17 protein-coding genes and 2 pseudogenes are annotated in these 17,288 nt (G+C 62.5%); 1 reads left to right on the top strand and 18 read right to left on the bottom strand.

The window, feature by feature from the left end:
* Nucleotides 1-129: 129 nt before the first annotated feature.
* The 9 genes and pseudogenes from IEV62_RS18430 to IEV62_RS11440 all read right to left on the bottom strand — a co-directional run bounded on the left by IEV62_RS18430 (nt 130) and on the right by IEV62_RS11440 (nt 6,648).
* A pseudogene (locus tag IEV62_RS18430) lies at nt 130-1,249 on the bottom strand (ISAs1 family transposase).
* Between the two features lie 332 nt (nt 1,250-1,581).
* The gene (locus tag IEV62_RS11475; protein WP_188447575.1) at nt 1,582-1,785 is read right to left on the bottom strand and encodes a helix-turn-helix domain-containing protein; all 204 of its coding nucleotides are present in this window, start codon (nt 1,783-1,785) and stop codon (nt 1,582-1,584) included.
* Nucleotides 1,786-1,929: 144 nt separating this feature from the next.
* Nucleotides 1,930-2,205 carry a hypothetical protein gene (locus IEV62_RS11470; RefSeq protein WP_188447573.1) on the bottom strand — a complete coding sequence of 92 codons (276 nt, stop codon included), beginning with the start codon at nt 2,203-2,205 and terminating at the stop codon, nt 1,930-1,932.
* Nucleotides 2,205-2,558, bottom strand: coding sequence for a hypothetical protein (locus tag IEV62_RS11465; protein WP_188447571.1), 354 nt, complete (start codon nt 2,556-2,558; stop codon nt 2,205-2,207). Before IEV62_RS11465 ends, IEV62_RS11470 begins: the two co-directional genes overlap by 1 nt.
* 239 nt (nt 2,559-2,797) lie before the next feature.
* Nucleotides 2,798-3,160: a hypothetical protein gene (locus tag IEV62_RS11460; RefSeq protein ID WP_188447569.1), complete on the bottom strand. Its 363-nt coding sequence runs from the start codon at nt 3,158-3,160 to the stop codon at nt 2,798-2,800.
* Nucleotides 3,161-3,253: 93 nt separating this feature from the next.
* A complete protein-coding gene (locus tag IEV62_RS11455; RefSeq protein ID WP_188447567.1) occupies nt 3,254-3,541 on the bottom strand; it encodes a hypothetical protein in 288 nt (95 codons plus the stop codon).
* Nucleotides 3,542-4,216: 675 nt separating this feature from the next.
* Nucleotides 4,217-4,945, bottom strand: a complete 729-nt coding sequence (istB, locus tag IEV62_RS11450) for an IS21-like element helper ATPase IstB (protein WP_188447564.1) — start codon at nt 4,943-4,945, stop codon at nt 4,217-4,219.
* Nucleotides 4,932-5,576 (bottom strand): annotated as a pseudogene (locus IEV62_RS11445) (Mu transposase domain-containing protein); the annotation flags it as partial. The pseudogene IEV62_RS11445 and the gene istB, both read right to left, overlap by 14 nt.
* 382 nt (nt 5,577-5,958) lie before the next feature.
* Nucleotides 5,959-6,648: a TetR/AcrR family transcriptional regulator gene (locus IEV62_RS11440; RefSeq protein WP_229733060.1), complete on the bottom strand. Its 690-nt coding sequence runs from the start codon at nt 6,646-6,648 to the stop codon at nt 5,959-5,961.
* Nucleotides 6,649-6,878: 230 nt separating this feature from the next.
* On the opposite strand from IEV62_RS11440, the gene IEV62_RS11435 reads away from it, so the two are divergent.
* Nucleotides 6,879-7,727, top strand: a complete 849-nt coding sequence (locus tag IEV62_RS11435; protein WP_268234239.1) for an alpha/beta hydrolase — start codon at nt 6,879-6,881, stop codon at nt 7,725-7,727.
* A 5-nt stretch (nt 7,728-7,732) separates the two neighbouring features.
* Here the strand turns inward: IEV62_RS11435 and IEV62_RS11430 are convergent, their stop codons facing one another.
* Genes IEV62_RS11430 through IEV62_RS11390 form a run of 9 tightly spaced genes read right to left on the bottom strand, consistent with a single transcriptional unit; the run spans nt 7,733 to nt 17,265 of the window.
* Nucleotides 7,733-8,479, bottom strand: coding sequence for an SDR family NAD(P)-dependent oxidoreductase (locus tag IEV62_RS11430; protein ID WP_188447560.1), 747 nt, complete (start codon nt 8,477-8,479; stop codon nt 7,733-7,735).
* Between the two features lie 30 nt (nt 8,480-8,509).
* Nucleotides 8,510-9,283, bottom strand: a complete 774-nt coding sequence (locus IEV62_RS11425) for a cyclase family protein (RefSeq protein WP_188447558.1) — start codon at nt 9,281-9,283, stop codon at nt 8,510-8,512.
* 2 nt (nt 9,284-9,285) lie between these two features.
* Nucleotides 9,286-10,212: a 3,5-dioxohexanoate:acetyl-CoA acetone transferase gene (gene kce, locus IEV62_RS11420; RefSeq protein WP_188447556.1), complete on the bottom strand. Its 927-nt coding sequence runs from the start codon at nt 10,210-10,212 to the stop codon at nt 9,286-9,288.
* A 2-nt stretch (nt 10,213-10,214) separates the two neighbouring features.
* Nucleotides 10,215-11,018 carry an ester cyclase gene (locus IEV62_RS11415; RefSeq protein WP_188447554.1) on the bottom strand — a complete coding sequence of 268 codons (804 nt, stop codon included), beginning with the start codon at nt 11,016-11,018 and terminating at the stop codon, nt 10,215-10,217.
* Complete coding sequence (locus IEV62_RS11410) at nt 11,015-12,526, bottom strand: class I adenylate-forming enzyme family protein (protein WP_188447551.1); 1,512 nt, start codon at nt 12,524-12,526, stop codon at nt 11,015-11,017. Before IEV62_RS11410 ends, IEV62_RS11415 begins: the two co-directional genes overlap by 4 nt.
* Nucleotides 12,526-13,707, bottom strand: a complete 1,182-nt coding sequence (locus IEV62_RS11405; protein ID WP_188447550.1) for an acyl-CoA dehydrogenase family protein — start codon at nt 13,705-13,707, stop codon at nt 12,526-12,528. Before IEV62_RS11405 ends, IEV62_RS11410 begins: the two co-directional genes overlap by 1 nt.
* Nucleotides 13,707-14,582, bottom strand: a complete 876-nt coding sequence (locus IEV62_RS11400; protein WP_188447547.1) for a 3-hydroxyacyl-CoA dehydrogenase family protein — start codon at nt 14,580-14,582, stop codon at nt 13,707-13,709. Before IEV62_RS11400 ends, IEV62_RS11405 begins: the two co-directional genes overlap by 1 nt.
* A complete protein-coding gene (locus IEV62_RS11395; RefSeq protein ID WP_188447545.1) occupies nt 14,579-15,343 on the bottom strand; it encodes a crotonase/enoyl-CoA hydratase family protein in 765 nt (254 codons plus the stop codon). Before IEV62_RS11395 ends, IEV62_RS11400 begins: the two co-directional genes overlap by 4 nt.
* A complete protein-coding gene (locus IEV62_RS11390) occupies nt 15,340-17,265 on the bottom strand; it encodes a flavin-containing monooxygenase (protein ID WP_229733058.1) in 1,926 nt (641 codons plus the stop codon). The genes IEV62_RS11395 and IEV62_RS11390 overlap by 4 nt, the downstream gene beginning before the upstream one ends.
* Nucleotides 17,266-17,288: the final 23 nt, after the last annotated feature.

The following is a 17,288-nucleotide window of genomic DNA, read 5'->3' as shown; positions in this document are numbered from 1 at the left end:
GGACGTGGCGTGGATGAGCGGGCCGGGATATCGGACCAAGGCGCACGTTAATCAGGTCGTTGTTGCCGCCTAAACATGGCCGCGGGTATCGGGTCGCTGGCAGGGCTGTTCAACGCTAATTATAATCCTCTATAATTGAGGACGAGAATTGAGGTTGAGAGCGCCGTCCCAAAGGGCCTTAGCGATGTTGGGGACGCCGTTGTGGCGCAGGATATTGAGGGCGCAGCTTCGCGCTCGTGCCATGATGCCGGGATTGGTTCGGATGCGGCTTTTGTCTTCACCGCAGGAGACATCGCGGACATAGTGGTTGCGGTTTTCGATACCCCAATGGCCCCGGATCACTTTTTGCCAGTCACTGGCTGCCAGGCCGGAGGCTGACGAGACATACCAGGCCACCTCGCTTCGCGGTTTCCACTCGCCCGTGGCGGTGTTGAAGACAAGGGTTCGCCTGGCAACGCGAATGATGGTGTTGATGAGCGGGTGCCAGTCGGTGCGGGCCAGCGCGTCGCCGACAGTGAAGACATCGACGGTGCGGTCCTCTTGACGGTTACGCACAAGCTCACGGGTGAAGGCAGTATCTTGCGGATCGTTGCTGGCGGCGATGGCGCTTGCTGCTTCAAACAGGGTCCGCTGGTTCTTCTTGAGCTGAGCGACCAGATGATTGCCCATTGCCAGCGCTGCCGCGAAGGTTTTTTTGGGCATGCATGGCATCCACTGTGAACAGCTTGCCGCTCAATCCCAGTGTCGTCATCAGATCCTGAACCGCCGGGATTTCGTTGCTTTTCTCGTCAATCGCCAAATGCGCAAGGATGATCTGGTCATCATGGGCAAAGGCGCTCATCAGATGCGCTGCCTTGCGATCGTTGAAGGCGTCGAAGCTGCCACGCAGGGTCTTGCCATCGATTGCCACGCAGACGGGCTTTGTGGCAGCATCATCTGCGTCGATCCTGCCAGTGCCAAGTGTCGCCGCGTGACGGCGGAACGCGACCTCAAGGGCGGCACCGTCAAGCCCACGCAGAATGAACCGGACCGACGAATAAGCAGGAGCCCGTCGCAGCGACAGGTCAAAAACCACGTTCAGCCGATCAAGATGCGTTTTTATAAATGCGTGAACCTGCCGATAGGAAACCGCGCCCGACAGCATCGCCAAAACCGTGAAAAGCAGGATCGGGGCAAGCGGATACATCTTGTCCTGGCCACGACGCGGATCGGGAACCTCGGCAAAAAACGATAAAAGCGTCGGCGACATCGGAGCAGGCCTTCCTCAAAGTGCCGCTCCCTTGATTCAGAAAAATTGCCGCTTGGGAATCCGCAAACCCCCGCCCGATGACGATATCCAACTCATAAAGTAATTAGCGTTGAACAGCCCTGGGGTCGCTGGGGACATCGGCCCGTATGTTGAAGGCATGATGTCGATGGCTCGAACGGGCGGACGCGCAGTGGCGGTGCCTGCCGCGCAATCAATCTCGGCAGTAACGCTTACCTTGCGACCGGTCGCGGTAATGTGAGGACCACGGGACTGCTGCTCCGTTGACCGCGGGCGATAGCCTTTGCAGCGGCTGGCGACGTAATCCGGTCAGACTAAGCGCGCGCGCCGACGAGGTTGCGGTCGAGGAGGGCCTCGAGATCGATGCGACGGATCAGGCTTCGTGTGCCGATTTTAACGATCGGCAACTCGCCCCCGCTGATCAGCTTGTAGAGGGTGGTCCGCCCGATCCCGGTGGCTCGGGAAGCCTCAGGGATACGATACGCGATGATGATTTCTTGGGGTTGGTTCGTTTCCATGGCACCGTCATCGGCGCATGCTTCACGAAAGTCTCGCGTGGCAGCGAACTATACCGGGTAAATCATCCGATCGCTTCGAGGGCGAGCTTGTGGAAGACGGCGCGGTTGAAGGGGATGGGGATGGGGATGGGGATGGGGGTCATGTCAGGAGGTCCTGTAAATGCGGTAGCCGCCGTCTTCGCGGCGGAAGACGTAGTGGCGGTTGAGTTGGGCGGAATATGTTGAGGCCAGCTGGGTCAGGGCAGCGGCTTTGATGAGCTCGTCGTGGACGAAAAAGCTGGCGTCCCGGGGGAAGAAGTAAAACTGCAAGGCCCAGTCGATCTTGGGCTGGGGGTGGTTCGGTCGTCGGAAGATTGCCTTGGGCAGGCCCTGGGCCACGGGCGGGACAAGCAGGCCGTATTCGGCTGGGAAGGTTAGCATCAGGCTCTCCGCGTGATGGTGATGGGGCCGCTGACTTGGGTTTGGCTGGCGTCGAACTGGCGGCGCAGCGAGGTTGAAGCGCGCCGGGCACGTTGTTTGGCGGACCTGTATTGGGGGTGGTCGGAGGTCACGGTCAGGTGCTCGCCGACGGCGAGTGCTGCGAAGCGGAGTTTGCCGGTCGTGTTGTCGTCAGCGAGACGGAGGACGCGCAGGCTCTGGTCGGGTTGGCGTTTGATGAAGTATGCACGCCCGGTCCGGTTCAGGCGACGGCGTAGCGTGTTGTTAGGGATGTGCAGGTCGAAGTGTTCGCCGACGGCGAGGTCGGGGATTTCGTAGAGGACCGGTCTAGGCATAGCATTATGTTCCTTCTGACAAATGGAAATCTCATACCAAACACTAGGGATGATATTCCTGATCAATACCGGGTAATTTAGGTCCCAAATCCCTTATTATTTCTTCCCCCCTTTCTCTTTCGACCCATAAGAATGATAAGGTAACACGAGATTATGTCTCTTTTGACCTACTCGATAATAGAATACCCGGTATTGGATAGGAATATCATCCCTAGTGTTTGTTATGAGATTTCCATTTGTCAAAACGGCAGAAACAGCGGATCGCCAGCATTCTGGACATGCCAACCACCGAACTGGCGCTGGGAAACGCCCCAGTCCGCTGCCTTCAGGCCCTGCTGGCGGATGGCACGCTTGGTCCAGACCGGGACAGGCCCAGCATAGGCTGGCAACCGCCACAGGACCGCACGTAGCCAGTCCAGGCCATCCTCCACGGTAATACTCTGGGCATTCAGGTCGACGAGATCACGATCAGCCGTCGCCTGAACCCGCCTGGCGAAGCTTTCCGTTGCCGGGTTCCACTTCCACACAAACGCCGTGCCCCAATTCCGCAGGTCAAACCCGGGCGTGGCCAGCACGATCGCGAGTTCAGGATAGAGGCTCATCGGGATCCTCGCCAACGGCATGCGGACAGCGTTCAACCGCCAATTGTAGCGCGACAATCCCGCTTACCCTTGGCGAGGCCGAGGAATCCTAGGTCAAAAAGCACTTTCGGCCAGGGCCAGGTCCACGACCGGACGATCAATGCCGATTGAAAGGCTCGTGTGACGCCCTAGGCGTCCCACCAGAGCACGAAGAGTGGTGTTCGGGTAGTCATACCCCATCAACAGGTCGTAGAGCCTCTCGTGCGCCCTCTCAGCGGCCGGCAGATCGTGGTGTTTGCGCTCGCGCAGCTCCACCTTGGCAATGTGGACGCATTTATATGCTTTCCGGCGCTTTGCGTATGTGGGTTTGCCAGCTGCTCGGCACATGGTGACACGTTCCATCTTCGATTCCGGGGCGGATCCTCGAAGCCCTGCCGGCCTGATGCAAGCCCGAGGCTGCGGCCCCAGCCGCAACCGTCTGGACCAAGTCTGTAGTGTCGAGCCGTTACTAGGCATTCAGGGCAACGCCGCGGTTGGTTCGCGCCTGAATTGATCATTAAGGTGAAGCGCAAATTCAGGAATTTTTCAGATCGCGATATATAGCAAAATGATCTCTACGAGGCGGAGACGCCCGATTTCACTCCCCACCGCCTACTGAATTTCTGCGTACCGCTCGCAACAACGGGTGTCGGCGGTAGTGTTTTGCCCAAAGGGTACCACGCGCTTATTCGCTGAGGGCCGGAGCCAGTCGGTCATCATGCGTCAACAATTTTCGCCGGATTTTCGGCATTTGGGTAACTCGCAACTGGCTCAGCCTACAGTCCGTCCGTCAAAGTTGGCTCGTAAGCGTCCGGTGATCCCGTTTGACCAGCCGGTTGAGTAGTTCCACGGCAGCAATTCCTCGATCCGGCGTGTAAATAGGCGTCGAACCGGGACCCCCGATCGGCGTCCAAAAGGGACCCCCCTATGGCGCTGGCGGGCGTCGACGCTGGGCGCACCGTTCGCGCTGCTTGCGGCGTAGGGAGGGCGTAGCCCGACCGGAGGCGCAAGCAGCGCGAACCGATCCTCTTTTTAGCGTCAGCTACGGTTTTTGAAGCGCCAGCTGTCGTTGCCGGTTTCGACGATGTCGCAGTGGTGGGTGATGCGATCGAGCAGCGCGGTCGTCATCTTTGGATCGCCGAACACGCTGGGCCATTCGCCGAACGTCAGGTTGGTGGTGATGATCACCGAGGTCTGCTCGTAGAGCTTGCTGATCAGGTGGAACAGCAGCTGGCCGCCCGACCGGGCGAACGGCAGATAGCCAAGCTCGTCGAACACCACGAGCTCGTGGCGACGCAGCTGGGCCGCGAGCGGGCCGGCCTTGCCGATCCGCGTCTCCTCCTCGAGCTGCGTCACCAGATCGACGGTGTTGAAGTAGCGACCACGCGCACCGGCGCGGATGACGCTGGCGGCGATCGCGCTGGCGAGGTGGGTCTTGCCAGTGCCGGTGCCCCCGACCAGCACGACGTTGCGACGCCCTGCCAGGAACGACCCTGCGTGAAGCGAGCGCACCAGCCCTTCGTTAATCGGGGTGTTCTCGAACACGAACGCGTCCAGGTCCTTCACAACCGGCAGCCTGGCAGCCGTCATGCGGTAGCGGATCGAAGCGGCGTGGCGATGCGCGCCTTCGGCGCGCAACAGATCGCTCAGGATCTCCATCGCGGTGCGCTTGCGCTGAACACCGGTGGTGACTGCCTCGTCGAACGCACCCGCCATGCCCTTGAGCCCGAGTCCGCGCATTGCGTCGATCATCTCATGCCGCTGCATGGAGGCCTCGCAGGCTGTCGTAGCGGGCGCAGTTGGCGATCGGCGGGTGCATCAGCGCCAGATCCCCAGGCGTGACGATCGATGCGGCACCGGGCGGCTCTCTGCGTCGCGACAGGATGTTGAGCACCACCTCGTCGCTGACCGCACCGGCGTCGAGCGCTTCGCGAACGGCGCCCTCGACGGCATCCAGACCATCGCTGAGGACGGCCGCAAGAACGCGGACGAAGCGCCGATCGGCATCGTCGTCGCTGCCAAGCTTGCGGCGCAGCCGAGCGAGCGCAGGCGGAAGATCCCAGCCTTGGAACGGCGCTCCGTTCCGCAGCGCACCGGGCTTGTTCACCAGCACCGGCAGGTAATGCCAGGGGTCGTAGATCGTCCGATCGCGACCGAAGAACCGGGGATGATCGGCGATCACCTCGTCGCCCATCCGCACGACGATCCGATCGGCATAGGCCCGGACCTGAACCGCACGACGCACCGCCTTGGCGGCGACCGAGTAGCGGTTCCGGTCGAAGCTGATCAGGCAGGTTCCGGTCACCGCATGCTGCGTCTCGTGGAAGCCGTCGAACGGTGCGAGCATCGGCTGGAGCGCGGGCCGCTCCAACTCCAGCGCCTGCGCGACCGTCATCTCCTTATCGAAAACCGCAACCACTATGTCCGCGATGTCTCCTGCGGTGAAGACAAAAGCCGCATCCGAACCAATCCCGGCATCATGGCACGAGCGCGAAGCTGCGCCCTCAATATCCTGCGCTACAACGGCGTCCCCAACATCGCTAAGGCCCTTTGGGACGGCGCTCTCAACCTCAATCTCGTCCTCAATTATAGAGGATTGTAATTAGCGTTGAACAGCGCTGGCCCCTACCCTTTTCAATCGCGCACATCCGGCGATCGACGGTCGCTCTGCTCGCACAACACGTTACCTCTGCCTGAAATGGTTGAGCTATTATAAACAAGGAAACGTTTAACTGCGCTTCCACTTTGATGGCAAGGCAGCTATTTTAAGGTAGATTTGGTTAATAGGGCGGTTCGATCCCGGACAGTACCATCTCAGCATAAATCTTGCCAATTTCCTCGGCGCTGACATCTGACTCTGCGGGCCGAAACCAACGGTGCGTCCAGCCGACCAGCCCGAAAATACCGTAGGCAACGACCCGAGCATCACCGATCTTGCGAATGCTCTTGTCGGCATACCCCTCCTCGATGATCGCAGTCACGGCATCGGTCGTCTGGCGGTTGATCTCGCGCATCGTCGCGGACCACTCGGAACGGGCGTCGCTGACGTGGCTCAGGTTTTCGCGGATATAAATGTAGAATAGCGGATAATGCTCGCCATAGGACGACATCAGAGCGACGATAAGCGCGCGGATCTTGCGGCGGGGACTGATCCTGCTGGCTGCGATACGTTTGACGAAATCGAGGTTGCGCTCGACCACCGTCCGGACGACGTCGTCGAACAGCGCCTCTTTCGAGGAAAAGTAATAATAGAGCGAGGCGCGCTCGACCCCGAGCTCTTCCGCGACCGCTGTCATGCTCGCGCCCTGAAAGCCCTTGCGATTGAATACGCGGATGGCCGCCTCGGAAATTTCGTCGCGCTTCGCCTTGTAAAGGGCGCTTGAATCGCGACGCGCGGCCGAACGGCGCCGGCCAATACCGCTTGCCTTAGCAGCCGCGTTCGCGGCGATGGCGTCGCTGTCGCTGTTCAAATACCGTCTCCGCTCGGGTCCCAGAGTCGCATCATGTCCGCATCACCTTAAATTATCAACACTCTTGTTGACGATATTTCGCGCCGAGCGTATCCGTCAAAATCTTCCACAATCTTGCGAGACTGTTCGTGCCTCACCTGGATGACAGCCATGACGGTGTCGACCCCTGCTTTCACGCGCTACTCGCCGATCACCGCAATCACTTGCGACCGCCCCGCCCCAACACATTAATGACGTCATATCGAGAGATTTTGAACGGAGCGATAGCCGGCGGTGTCCCGGCCCAGCTAACGTCTATCGAGGCGCATTGCGCGCCGTCCACGACCGGAAAAGTCCCACTGCGACTTTATCGACCCTTTTCCGACACTATCCTCCGACCTGCGATCCTCTTCCTACATGGCGGCGGATTCGTCATCGGATCGTTGGATAGCCATGACGCGCTTTGTCGCGAGCTGGCGCAGCGGTCGGGTACAGTCGTTGTCGCAGTCGACTATCGACTGGCACCCGAAACCATCTTCCCCGGCGCGCTGGAAGATTGTCGCGCGGCATTGGCGTGGCTTCATGATACCGCCGAAGCCCTCGGCGTCGATGCCTCGCGCCTGGCGATCTGCGGCGACAGTGCGGGCGGCAATCTCGCCATCGGAACGGCGTTGTGGGCGACGAAGCAGGGGATTACGCTGCGTCACGTCGGACTGATCTATCCGGCGCTCGACCCCGGTTGCAACAGCGCATCGGCACACGGACTTGGCAACGGTTTCATTCTGACCCGCGCCTTCATGCAGTGGTTTTGGAGCGCCTATCTCGGGGAAAGCGGTGATCCGCTCGACCCACGCGTGGCGGTGGCAAACGCCGACCTGGCTGGACTGCCGCCAATCTCGCTGTCCACCGCAGAATATGACCCGCTGCGCGACGAGGGTGAGGCGTTTGCGCGCGCGGCCCGAGCGGCGGGGGTCGACGTCACCGCCCGACGCTATCTCGGCATGATTCACGGCTTCGTGAGCATGACGGCGGCGACCCCGATGGCTGCGCGCGCCATTGCCGACATTGCCGCCGACATCGTGCATGGCTTTGCCGCCTGAGCCAATCAGGCTGCGGTCATGCCGCCGTCGATAACGTGTTCGGCACCGGTGATGAACGAGGCCTCATCGGACGCGAGAAATACAACCAAGTTCGAGATTTCGACAGATTCCGCAAAGCGCCGCAGGGGGATCGCCATCGCGGCGCCGCCGCCGTCCTCGTCGGTTGCGGCGACCATCATCGGCGTCCTGACATAGCCTGGGTGGACCGAGTTCGCGCGAATATTGCGATCTCCATATTCGACCGCGACATGCTTGGTCATCCCACGCACGGCGAACTTGCTGCCGACATAAGCGAGGTTGGGCGAGCCGACGATTGCGACGATCCCCGATATCGACGAGATGTTGACGATCGACCCGTTGCCCGCTGCAATCATCCCGGGAAGCACCGCCTTCATGCCGAGGAATACCCCGGTCTGGTTAATCGCGCAGACCCTCGCATAGGCAGCTTCGTCTAGATCGGCACTCATCGAGACCGGACCGATAATCCCGGCGTTGTTGACCAGCACGCTGACCGGTCCGAAGGCAGCTTCTGCGGCGTCGACCACGCGGCGCCAGCCAGCAGCGTCTGACACGTCATGCTCGACGAAGATCGCATGCTCGCCAAGGCTCTTAGCGAGGGCGTCGCCATCTGCTACGTTGAGGTCAGTCAGCACGACCTTCGCGCCTTCGTCGATAAATGCCTTGGCGTGGGCACTACCCATTCCCTGCGACGCACCGGTGATGATCGCAATCTTGCCTTTGAGCCGGTCCATGTAAAAATCCTCTTTCCTGATGATCTTTTGTCAGTCGAAAATGGCGACGGCGCGGGTCCAGCCGGCCGAAGCCGCGCGGATCTTCACCGGGAAGCAAGCGATGGTGAAGCCGGTCGCGGGAAGCGATTCCAGATTGTGGAGCTTTTCGAGGTGGCAATAGCCGATGTCGCGCCCGGCCTTGTGCCCTTCCCAGATCAGCGACGCATCGCCGCTTGCCTGATATTCCTTCAGCGTATGGACGAACGGCGCGTCCCAGCTCCAGCCGTCGGTGCCGGTCAGCCGGACCCCGCGGTCGAGCAGATAGCGCGTCGCCTCATAACCAATGCCGCAGCCCGCCGAGACATAATCGTCCGAGCCGTAGCGCGCGCCGGCGGCGGTATTGACCACTACTATCTCGAGCGGCGACAGCGTATGGCCAATGCGTGTCAACTCGGCCTCGACGTCGGCGGCGGTCACGACAGTGCCGTCGGCGAAATGGCGGAAGTCAAGCTTGACCCCCGGTTGAAAGCACCAGTCGAGCGATACTTCGTCGATCGTGATCGCGCGCTGGCCGCCGTCCATCGTCGTGGCGAAATGGTACGGCGCGTCGAGGTGGGTGCCATTGTGAGTGATGAGTTCGACACGCTCGATAGCCCACGCCTCGCCGTCTGGAAGGTCTTCGGTCTTGAGGCCCGGAAAGAAGTCGAGCAGATCGGGGACCGAAGTTTCATGGTCGATATAGTCGATCTTCGGACGGTAGCCGGGCGGATCGGAAATAACGTCGTTCTCGAGGAAGACCGACAGGTCGATGATTTTGCGCGCCATCGTCAGACCTCCACGCGGTCGCCGCCCTTGAGCGCGAGCATCTCGCGCGCCTCGGCGGGTGTGGCGGGCTCATGGCCCATTTCAGCAAGGATGCGAACGATCTTTTCGACCTGCTGGGCGTTCGAAATGGCCAGCTTGCCGCGCTCGATGAACAAGCTGTCCTCGAGGCCGACGCGGACATGCCCGCCCATCAGCGCTGCTTGAGTTAGGAACGGCATTTGGTGACGCCCGGCAGCGAGCACCGACCATTTGAAGGCATCGCGCCCGAACAGGCGGTCGGCTGTCGACTTCATGAACATCAGATTTTCGAGGTCGGGACCGATCCCGCCGAGGATGCCGAAAATAAACTGGAGGAAAAAGGGGGTCTTGATCATCCCGCGATCGACGAAATGGGCGAGATTGTAGAGGTGGCCGACGTCATAGCATTCATGCTCGAACCGCGTCCCGCGCTCCCCCAGCGTGTCGAGGATATGGGCGATATCGCGGAACGTGTTCTTAAAGATAAAATCGTCCGAGCCGGTAACATAGGACTCTTCCCAAGCGTGCTTCCACTGCGTGATGCGGCGGGCGGCGGGGAAGAAGGCAAAATTGATCGAGCCCATGTTGAGTGACGCCATCTCGGGCTTGAAGCGCGTCGCGGCGGCAAGCCGATCGGCCATCGGCATCGTCGCCGATCCGCCGGTGGTAATATTGATGACTGCATCAGTCCGCTGGCGGATTACGCCGAGGAACTGCGCATAGACCTCGGGGTCGCCGGTCGGCTTGCCGTCGACGGGGTCGCGCGCGTGGAGGTGGAGGATCGCTGCGCCGGCCTCTGCGGCGGCAATGGCATCGCCGGCAATCTGGTGTGGGGTGATCGGCAGCGCGTCGGACATCGTCGGAGTATGGGCGCCCCCGGTGACCGCGCAGGTGATGATGACCTTGGCCATGGCTATCCTCGTTTCAGCAGGCTGCGGTGAAGGCCGAGCCGATCGCCGGATATCTGCGCGCGAACGATCGCGCCGTTCTCAATGTCGACCATTCCCGCGAGCCGCAGCCTGACCGCTTGGCCGACAGTCGCCTTGTCGAGATCGTCAAAGCCGCCGCAATAGGTGCCGACGAGATCGAGGTGGAAGGCGGCGCGCGGGCCGGCGGTAAACAGCGCGTTGATCTTAACTTCGCTTGGATCCAGCAACGCCGCGAAGCCAGGACCACCAATGACGATTTCGTCGACGACCGGGTCGAAAATGAATGAGGGGCGAGCGAGCCAGTTGCGGACGGCGGCTTCGACGTGGGCGTCCGACGCTAAGGCAGGCTGGTCCCACGGTGCCGCGCCGGGAACGCGGATTGGGTCGCAATGGCCCGACTTCAGCTGCCGTTTGCGCGCGAAATAATCCTCTTCCGCCCAGCCTTCGGCAAGGCGCCCGTCAGCAATGCGAAACAAGGTCACTCCGCTCCACGCTGCGACCCGCCCCTCGTCGCGGACGGAGGCGCCATGCTCGGTGAAGCGCATCGCGACATGGTCGGTGCCGATGATGGCGTCGTGGACGGTGACACATAGGCCTGGGAACTGGGCAAGCTGCGCGGCGGTGGCCGGAAAATAGCTGTCGTCGCGACCGTCGAGCAGGAAACCGCCGATCAACAAGCGATAGGCCGGGTCCATGATCCGCCCGACCTCGGCTCCGTCGTGCGAAGTGAGGAAATCGATCGCGAACCCCCGCAGCAGCGCTGCCTGTGGGGCAAGTTCGCCAATCATAAGCCCTCTTCCGCCACCGCTTGCGCACGAAGTTCGTACTTCAGCACCTTACCCGAGGCGTTGCGCGGGAAGGCGTCCATGAAACGCACCGAGCTCGGGCATTTGTAGCGCGCCAGCCGCTCGCGCGCAAAGGCGATCAGGGCTGCCTCGTCAGCCGGTTCGCCTGGCGCTCCGACGACACAGGCCCGCGGAGTCTCGCCCCAGGTCGAATGGGGCACACCAATCACCACCACGTCGGCCACCGCCGGATGCGCCTGAAGAACATGCTCGATTTCGGCCGGGTAAATATTCTCGCCACCTGACACGATCATGTCCTTGTAGCGGTCGCGGATGAATAGGCAGCCGTCGGCGTCACGCGTTGCCGCGTCACCGCTGTGGAACCAGCCCTCTCGGTCAATCACTGCAGCGGTCTCGGCGGGTTTGCGCCAATAGCCGCTCATCAGCATCGCCGAGCGGATGCGGATTTCGCCGATTTCACCCGTGGGGACCGCCGCACCGCTGGTGGGATCGACCAGCGCGATCTCGACCCACGGGAACGCCCGCCCGCATGATCGCAGTCGATCCGCATTAGGGCCGTCGGGATCATGGTCGCTCGCGGGTAACGAGACGATCGTCCCCGCGCTTTCAGTCATGCCGTAAGCATGACTGAAGCCGCAGCCCAACACGGCGATCGCGCGGCGCAGCAGGGTTTCGCCGATCGGCGCAGCACCATAAACAAGCAGATTCAGGCTGCGTGGTGGCGGCGCTCCCGCCTCGACTAGTTCGACCAGTCGCTGAATCACGGTAGGCACGAAAAACGCGTGTGTAACCTGCCAGCGGTCGATTGTCGCCAGGATCAGCGCCGGGTCCGCCTCGCGCGTCAGCACCGTATGCCCGCCCTGGGTCAGTGCCATCATCCCATAACCGATGCCGCCAATATGGAACAACGGCATACCTACCAGATTGACGGACGCCCCGTCGAAATTCCACGCGTAGGGCGCGATGCGCGCCGCATAGCCGAGCGCGCGGTGGCTAAGCATGGCACCCTTGGGCTCGCCGGTCGTGCCCGATGTGTAGAGGATGATGGCAGCAGCATCGGGATCGGGCGACCCGCTCCGGGCCGGGACATCGGGCAGTGCGTCGAGCAGATTGAGCGGCACTGGCGGCTCGCTGCTTACCGGCAGAAGATGGCTTAGCACGTCCGATGCGAGCACGACGCTAGGCTCTCCATCGGCGATGATCGCGGCAATCTCACGCGCCGAGAGTCGCCAGTTCAGCGGCACCATGATCGCGGAAATCTTGGCGCAGGCGAACAGCAGCGCATAGAAGAGCGGCGCGTTGTGCGACAGGATCGCTACCCGGTCGCCCGGCCCGACGCCGCGCTGCTCCAGAAACGTCGCGATCCGATCGCTCCATACGTCAAGGCCAGCAAAGCCGATCGTCTCCTCGCCGAATGACAGGCACGGTTTGCCGGGCGTGCGCGCGGCGTGTTCTCGCAGGACGTCGAGCAAAGTGATGTCTGCTTCCATCAATAGCTCTTGGGGAGCCCGAGGCCGTGCTGCGCGATATAGTTCAGGATCATTTCGCGACTGACCGGCGCGGTCTTGTGGAGGCGGGCGATGAACCACAGGTCGGCGAGGCCATATTCGTGACTAAGACCGTTGCCGCCATGGACCTGAATCGCTTGGTCGAGCGCTTTCAGCGATGTCTCGGCAGCCAGGAACTTGGCCATGTTGGCGGCCTCACCGGCATCCTCGCCCTGATCGAACAGCTGCGCCGCCCGCGCCGCCAGTAGCCGCGCCGACTGGACCCCGATATAGCTTTCGGCGAGCGGATGGGCGACGCCCTGATGCGCGCCGATCGGGGTTTCCCAAACCGACCGCTCGTTGGCGTAGCGCGCCGCCTGCGCAATGGCGAAACGCGAAATGCCATTGTTGATTGCGGCCGCCGAGACGCGCTCGGGATTGAGCCCGACGAAGAGCTGCCGGAGCCCCACGCCGCGCTCGCCGACTAGCGCTTCTTCCGGCAGGCGGACGTCGTCAAAGAACACAGAGAATTGCCGTTCGGGCGTTTTCACCGCCGCATCGATCCGCGTGTAGCTGATCCCGGGTGCATCGGCCGGCATGACGAACAGCGACAGCGCCGAGCGGCCGTTTCCGGTCTCCATCTCGGGATCCTTGGCAACGACCATCACGGCGTCGGATTCATCGATCCCGGAGGTCCAGTATTTCGCCCCGTGAATTGACCAGCCGCCATCGACCTTGCGCGCGCTCGTCGTAACATTGTGGGTATTGGATCCAGCATCCGGTTCGGTAATCGCGAAGGCCATCTTGAGCTTGCCGGTAGCGATTCCGGGGAGCCATTTGTCCTTCAGCTCGGTCGATCCGTACGCCGCGATAATCGGCGCGCAAATCGACGCGATCACGAGGCTCAGCATCGGGCAGCCCTGCGCGGCACATTCCTCGATGACAATGTTGAGCTCCGCGAGCCCGCCACCGCTGCCACCATAGGCTTCGGGGATGTGGACCCCAAGGAAACCAGCGCTGCCGAGTTCGGCCCACAATTCGTCGGGCTGAGTACCGTTCGTCACGACGTCCTGAAAATATTTCCGGCCATATTTGCCGACTAGCTTGCCGACGGAAGCGCGCAAATCGGCATGATGGTCGGCGGTATCGACCAGATTATTGTAGAACAGGGACTGGTCAGCCATCAGGCTTCCTTTCGCGAGGGATCGGGCCAGGCGAAGAAGCCGTGGCCCGATTTGACGCCGAGTTTGCCCTCGGCGACCATGTCGATCAGCAATTGCGGCGGCCTGAACCGCTCGCCGTGTACGGCTTCGAGCGTGCGCGCGATATCGAGCCGGACGTCGAGGCCGACGATGTCGCTGAGCCGCAGGGGGCCGACCGGGTGGCGGTAGGCGAGGACCGACGCGCGATCGATATCAGCCGCGCTGGCAACGCCGCTTTCGAGCATACGCATCGCTTCGAGCGAAGCGATGAGGTCGAGGCGGCTGGTCGCGAAGCCCGGGACGTCGCGGACCGTCAGCGACTCCTTGCCGAGCGCGGCGACGAAGACGCGGGCGGTAGCGAGGGTCGCCTCCGACGTCGCCGCCCCGCGCACCAGCTCGACCAGCTTGATCGACCAGACGGGGTTGAAGAAGTGCATTCCCAGGAAAGTGCCTGGATCGGAGACTGCTTGCGACAGCCGGTCGATTGACAATGCGCTGGTGTTGGAGGCCAGCAGGCGCGGGCGGCGCGCGGCGCACCGCGCGAGCACGTCGAGCTTGAGATCGACGCGCTCGGGGATCGATTCAATGATCAATGACAGCTCTGCGGCAAGATCTTCGACCGCAGCGACATGCGTAATCCGCCGGGCCAGTGCATCTCCGCCGGCCTGGTCCAACTTGCCGCGCCCGATGGCCGATGCGACCGTGTCTCGGATCGTGCGCCGCATCCCCTCGGCGCGGCCATTGTCCGGTTCGACCACCGCGACCGGCATGCCCGCCAACGCCGCGACATAGGCGATGCCGACTCCCATTGTACCGCCGCCGATGACCGCGATGGAATTTAGGTCGTCGCTGGTCATTCGCCCCTCCACACGGGCAGGCGCTTCTCGGCGAAGGCGCGGGCGCCTTCCTGCGCATCGTGGGTTGCAAGCACCGCGTCGACCAGCGGGCGCTGGCGGTCCCATTGCTCGGCGGCGGTCCAGTCGGCGCTTTCCACCATGATACGTTTGCTCGCCATTGTCGCCAGCGGGGCGTTGGCGGCAATCTCGGCGGCTAGCGCATGCGCCTCGGCCAATGCCTCGCCTGGTACGGTGAGACGGTTGACGAGCCCGAGACGATATGCCTCGAGCGCCCCCAAGTGGCGACCGGTCAGGGCGAATTCCATCGCCAGCGCAGGCGGAATCCGTCGCACCAACCGGGTCAGTCCGCCCGATCCCGCAACCAGCCCGCGCGTGACCTCTGGAAGCCCAAAACTGGCGTCATCGGCGGCGACAATCAGGTCGCAGGCAAGCGCCATCTCGCATCCGCCAGCGAGCGCATAGCCCTCGACGGCGGCGATCAGCGGCTTGGCCGGAGGGGCCTCGGTCAGCCCGCCAAAGCCGCGGCCCATAACCTCGGGACGGCTGCCCGCAACAAATGCTTTCAGGTCCATGCCTGAGCAAAAGCTCCCACCCGCCCCGGTAATGATCCCGACGCGCAGCTGCGCGTCGGCATCGAGCAGGTCGAGCCCTGCTGCGACCGCTTCGGACATCGCATAGTCGACCGCATTGCGCCGTTCGGGGCGACTCAGCGTGATGACCAATATGGCGCCGCTGCGCTCAATGAGGACTGCCGCGCTCATGCCGGCACCGCCGCAGATGTCTGGCCGTCGAGGCGATAGTCGTCGAGACTCGCGGTCTCGGTCCGTTGCCACACTTCAAGAATGCGGAACGGATTGTTGACGACGATCCGCCCCTTGGAGTTGCGGTAATAGCCATCGACCCCGGGAGCCGACCAGACGAGGTGCGCATGGGTATCGTCGACCGCGCGGTTATAGTTTTCGTAGACGTCACGGCGAACGTCGACCGTCGCCACCCCGCGCGCGAACATCTGGCCGAGAAGCGACATGACATAGTGCATTTGCCGCTCAAGCACCGAAATTAGGCTGCCACCATGACCGAACTGGGTGTTGGGGCCGTAGAGGCAGAAGAAATTGGGGAAGCCCGGGATGACCGTGCCGAGATAAGCGCGCGCATCGTCGCCGTCCCATTCGGTATGAAGCTCAACCCCGCCAAGTCCGCGCACGCGCATGGGCGCGAGCAAGTTCACCACGTCGAACCCGGTCGCCCAAATAATCACGTCGGCGGGATGCTCGATGCCATCTTCGGTGACCACGCCGGTCGGCGTGGCGCGAACGACCGCGCCCGCGACATGAGTCACGTTGGGCCGTGCCAGTGTGCGGAACCAGCCATTGTCGAGGAGCATCCGCTTGCCGAACGGCGGATAGTCGGGGAGCACTTTGGGCAGCAAGTGCCGCGCTTCACCGAGCTCCTCCTCCATATAAGCCGTCAGCCCCAGGCGGTGCGCGTCGTTGATCCTGTTGATCGACTTGCCGCCGCCGTTCCACTCGGGATCACGCGTCAGCGCGTCATAGAGCTTGTCGTTGAACGCCCAACTGAGCCGCAACCGATACCAGCGGCGGTAGAGCGGCACCTCATCTAGCAGTCGCCGCAAGGGCGCGGAGATCGCCTCGCCGAACTTGGGGAAGGGCGCGACCCATTGCGGGGTGCGCTGGACGACAGTCAGCGCGGCGACCTGATCCGCGATTGCCGGGGCGACCTGCATCGCGCTGGCGCCGTTGCCAACCAGCACGACCGACTTGCCGACGAGGTCTAGCCCAGCATCGGGATAGCGCGCGGTGTGGACGCTGACGCCCTCGAATGTATCGAGCCCGGGGACATCGGGCAGCCGCGGCTTGTTGAACGCACCGACCCCGCTGACCATCATACTCGCGCTCAGCGTCTCGATCGAGCCATCGTCGCGGCGGACGTCGGCGTCCCACATGGAACGACCTTCGTCCCAGCGTGCTTCGATCACCTCAAGCCCGAAGCGGATCTGATCGCGCACCGCGAACCGGTCGGCAACGTCGCTGAGATAGGCGTGGATTTCGCGGCTGCCAGCGAAGAAGCGTGACCAGCGATAGGGCGCGAACGAAAAGGAATAGAGATGACTCGGGACATCGCACGCCGCACCGGGGTAGCGGTTCTCGAACCACACTCCGCCAAGCTCATGACTGCGCTCGACGATGGTATATGGGATGCCCGCTTTCGCCAGTTGAATCGCGGCGCACAGACCGGAAATGCCCGCCCCGATGATCAGCGCGGTGAAACCTGGCGGGACGGCGGCCGGCCCCTTCCCGGCCGCTTCGGTGACAAGGCCAAGTTCGTGCCGGATCATCGGGATGTAGTCGGCTGGGATGTCCTCGCCGAGCGACACACTCATCATCTCGCGCACCAGCGCTCCCGGCGGCTCGGGAAGCGCCGGGGGCGATCCGGCGAACCATTTGCGAAGTTCGACCGCGGCCGCCGCCCGCACTTCGGCCTGGACCTCGGACGACAGCCCGCCATCGTCATTATCTTCCAGCCCGCGTGTTCGGCTGGGCACGAAACGACCGTGGATCCATTCTGTATCGCCAGTCAGCTGGACGAGCATGCAGGCAAGCGTCGGCACGTTGGCAACCGCAGTTGCCTCGTCCAGCCAATCACCAGAATGTGCGTCGCCCACTGCCGTCAATCCTCTCGCGGACG

The organism is Sphingomonas psychrolutea (assembly GCF_014636175.1).
Lineage (GTDB): Bacteria > Pseudomonadota > Alphaproteobacteria > Sphingomonadales > Sphingomonadaceae > Sphingomonas > Sphingomonas psychrolutea.
Note: the sequence above shows the minus strand (reverse complement) of the source record. Positions and strands in the feature narration are given on the sequence as shown.

Coding starts and splice junctions, on each gene's coding strand:
- IEV62_RS11475 (WP_188447575.1), bottom strand. CDS start 1,785: ATGGAAACGAACCAACCCCAAGAAATCATCATCGCGTATCGTATCCCT.
- IEV62_RS11470 (WP_188447573.1), bottom strand. CDS start 2,205: ATGCTAACCTTCCCAGCCGAATACGGCCTGCTTGTCCCGCCCGTGGCC.
- IEV62_RS11465 (WP_188447571.1), bottom strand. CDS start 2,558: ATGCCTAGACCGGTCCTCTACGAAATCCCCGACCTCGCCGTCGGCGAA.
- IEV62_RS11460 (WP_188447569.1), bottom strand. CDS start 3,160: ATGAGCCTCTATCCTGAACTCGCGATCGTGCTGGCCACGCCCGGGTTT.
- IEV62_RS11455 (WP_188447567.1), bottom strand. CDS start 3,541: ATGGAACGTGTCACCATGTGCCGAGCAGCTGGCAAACCCACATACGCA.
- istB (WP_188447564.1), bottom strand. CDS start 4,945: ATGCAGCGGCATGAGATGATCGACGCAATGCGCGGACTCGGGCTCAAG.
- IEV62_RS11435 (WP_268234239.1), top strand. CDS start 6,879: ATGACGTCATATCGAGAGATTTTGAACGGAGCGATAGCCGGCGGTGTC.
- IEV62_RS11430 (WP_188447560.1), bottom strand. CDS start 8,479: ATGGACCGGCTCAAAGGCAAGATTGCGATCATCACCGGTGCGTCGCAG.
- IEV62_RS11425 (WP_188447558.1), bottom strand. CDS start 9,283: ATGGCGCGCAAAATCATCGACCTGTCGGTCTTCCTCGAGAACGACGTT.
- kce (WP_188447556.1), bottom strand. CDS start 10,212: ATGGCCAAGGTCATCATCACCTGCGCGGTCACCGGGGGCGCCCATACT.
- IEV62_RS11415 (WP_188447554.1), bottom strand. CDS start 11,018: ATGATTGGCGAACTTGCCCCACAGGCAGCGCTGCTGCGGGGGTTCGCG.
- IEV62_RS11410 (WP_188447551.1), bottom strand. CDS start 12,526: ATGGAAGCAGACATCACTTTGCTCGACGTCCTGCGAGAACACGCCGCG.
- IEV62_RS11405 (WP_188447550.1), bottom strand. CDS start 13,707: ATGGCTGACCAGTCCCTGTTCTACAATAATCTGGTCGATACCGCCGAC.
- IEV62_RS11400 (WP_188447547.1), bottom strand. CDS start 14,582: ATGACCAGCGACGACCTAAATTCCATCGCGGTCATCGGCGGCGGTACA.
- IEV62_RS11395 (WP_188447545.1), bottom strand. CDS start 15,343: ATGAGCGCGGCAGTCCTCATTGAGCGCAGCGGCGCCATATTGGTCATC.